The organism is Geminicoccus flavidas (assembly GCF_009806515.1).
Taxonomy (GTDB): Bacteria; Pseudomonadota; Alphaproteobacteria; order Geminicoccales; family Geminicoccaceae; genus Geminicoccus; species Geminicoccus flavidus.
On record NZ_WUJP01000845.1, the window covers coordinates 1 to 2,226 of the forward strand.

A 2,226-nucleotide genomic window follows, 5' to 3' on the forward strand; every position below is an offset into this window, starting at 1 on the left:
GGCCTGATGGTTAATGCGCGCCCGCCGCTCACCCGGCGGGCGGCGCCTTGTGGATCGGATCGACCCAGAGCACGGTCTCGGGCTGCTCGACGGCCGGGATGTCCAGGTTCACCACCACTGCTTCCTGATCGCTGCGCACCAGCACGCATTCCAAGGGCTCGGTGTCGCTGGCGTTGATCTCCTGATGCGGCACGAAGGGCGGCACGTAGATGAAGTCGCCAGGCCCCGCCTCGGCCGTGAATTCGAGGTTGTTGCCCCAGCGCATCCGGGCCCTGCCGCGCAGCACGTAGATCACGCTTTCCAGTTCGCCGTGGTGATGCGCGCCGGTCTTCGCATGCGGATGGATGGTGACGGTGCCGGCCCAGATCTTCTGGGCGCCGACCCGGGCGAAGTTGATCGCAGCGGCGCGGTTCATGCCCGGCGTCTGCGGGGTGTTCGTGTCGAGGCTGCTCCCTGGCACTACCCGCACGCCATGCTCACGCCAGTCGATCCTGGTCTCGTCGCTCATCGCTTCCTTGGCCCCTCGCTCATCGCCTGGTCCGCCTGGCCACTTCCGCCCGCACGATCGGCAGAAGCTCCCGGCCATACTGCTCGGCATCCTCCAGAGGATCGAAGCCGCGGATCAGGAAGGTCGTCACCCCCAGATCGTAATAGGCGAGCAGCGACTCCGCGACCTGCTCGGGCGTGCCGACCAGGGCGGTGGTGTTGCCGCGCGCCCCGGTGACGGCGGCAATCGCGGTCCATAAGCGCTGGTCGACCACCGTGCCCTGGGCTGCCGCCTCCAGCAGGCGCTGCGAGCCGCGGTTGGCCGGATCGGGGGCGGCACCCAGCATCGCCTGGCCGCGCACCCGCTTGGTCTCGGCCAGGATCGCCTCAGCCTTTGCCCAGGCCGCCGCCTCCGTGGCCGCCAGGATCGGCCGGAACGACAGGCTGAATCTCGGGCTGCGGCCATGCGGGGCAGCGGCCGCGCGCACTCTGGCGATCGTTTCCTCGACCTGGGCCAGCGTCTCGCCCCACAGCGCATAGATGTCGGCATGGCGACCGGCGACCTCGATCGCCGCGTCCGAGGAGCCGCCGAAATAGATCGGGATGTGCGGCTGCTGCACGGGCTTCACGTCGGAGAAGGCGCCCTTGAATCGGTAGTATGGACCCTCGTGGTCGACCGGACGGTCGGCGGTCCAGATCCGCTTCAGGATGTCGACATATTCATCGGTGCGCGCGTAGCGCTCGGCATGGGAGAGATAGTCGCCGTCCTTTTGCTGGTCGGCATCGTCGCCGCCCGAGATCACGTGGATCGCGGCACGGCCGCCGCTCAGCTGGTCGAGCGTCGCGAACTGCCGGGCGGCGAGCGTGGGCGCGGTGAAGCCCGGCCGGTGCGCGATCATCAGGCCGATGCGCTCGGTGACGAAGGCCGCATAGGCGGCGACCTGCAGCGTGTCGGCGGCGTTGGTGAAGTAGCCGATCAGGATCCGGTCGAACCCGCCCGCCTCATGGGCCTGCGCGAACCGGCGGATGTAGTCCTTGTCCACGGCCGGGCCGGTCGGCGGGTGAATCTCGGAGACTCGCCGCGCATTGATCATGCCGATGAAGTTGACGCTCATGACCTGTTCCCGTTCCGGCTCGTCTGGTCCAGCCGGGCTCGGCCGGCGGCGAGCAGCACCGAATCGTCCTGCGGCGTGTGGATGCGCGCGCAGAGCACGTCGCGCAGATGGCGCTCCAGCGGGTTCTTCCGGTCGAGCGCAGCATTGCCGATCAGGGCCACCGCCATCTCGACCGCCTGGATCGCGTTGGCCGTAACGCTGCGCTTGATCAGGCCGAGTTCGGCGGTGCCGGGTGGCCTGTCGGCATCGACCTCGGTTGCGGCACCGTGCAAGAGCCGGCGGCTCGTCATCAGCAGCCCCTCGATGGTGCCTACCTCCGCCTGGATCCGCGGCAGGCTGGCAAGCGGCGCACTCAAGGAGCTGGGCTGCCGCTCATGCAGATAGCCGGTCAGCCAGCCGAGCGCGCCTTCGGCGATGCCATGATAGAGGGCGGCCACCGGCAAGGTGATCCAGGCGAACGGCTCGGGCTCGTAGGACCACTGGTCCGGCGGCCGGAGATCGAGCGCGTGATCTGCCGGGATCTCGACCCCGGCCAGCGCCACGTCGTGGCTACCGGTGGCGCGCATACCGAGATGGTCCCAGCTCGGCAGGATCGTGAGCCCATCGCTCGGCACCGGCACCAGGA

Annotated in this window: 3 protein-coding genes; all 3 read right to left on the minus strand. The window is 69.0% G+C overall.

Features of this window, described 5'->3' with window-relative positions; all coding sequences use genetic code 11:
- Positions 1 to 28 precede the first annotated feature (28 nt).
- Entirely contained in the window at positions 29 to 508 is a 480-nt protein-coding gene (locus EQG76_RS24310) for a cupin domain-containing protein (RefSeq protein WP_159717163.1), read from the minus strand.
- Between the two features lie 19 nt (positions 509 to 527).
- Positions 528 to 1,601, minus strand: a complete 1,074-nt coding sequence (locus EQG76_RS24315; protein WP_159717165.1) for an LLM class flavin-dependent oxidoreductase — start codon at positions 1,599 to 1,601, stop codon at positions 528 to 530.
- On the minus strand, positions 1,598 to 2,226 hold a 629-nt coding region (locus EQG76_RS24320), incomplete at its 5' end, for an acyl-CoA dehydrogenase family protein (RefSeq protein WP_255476586.1). The genes EQG76_RS24315 and EQG76_RS24320, both read right to left, overlap by 4 nt.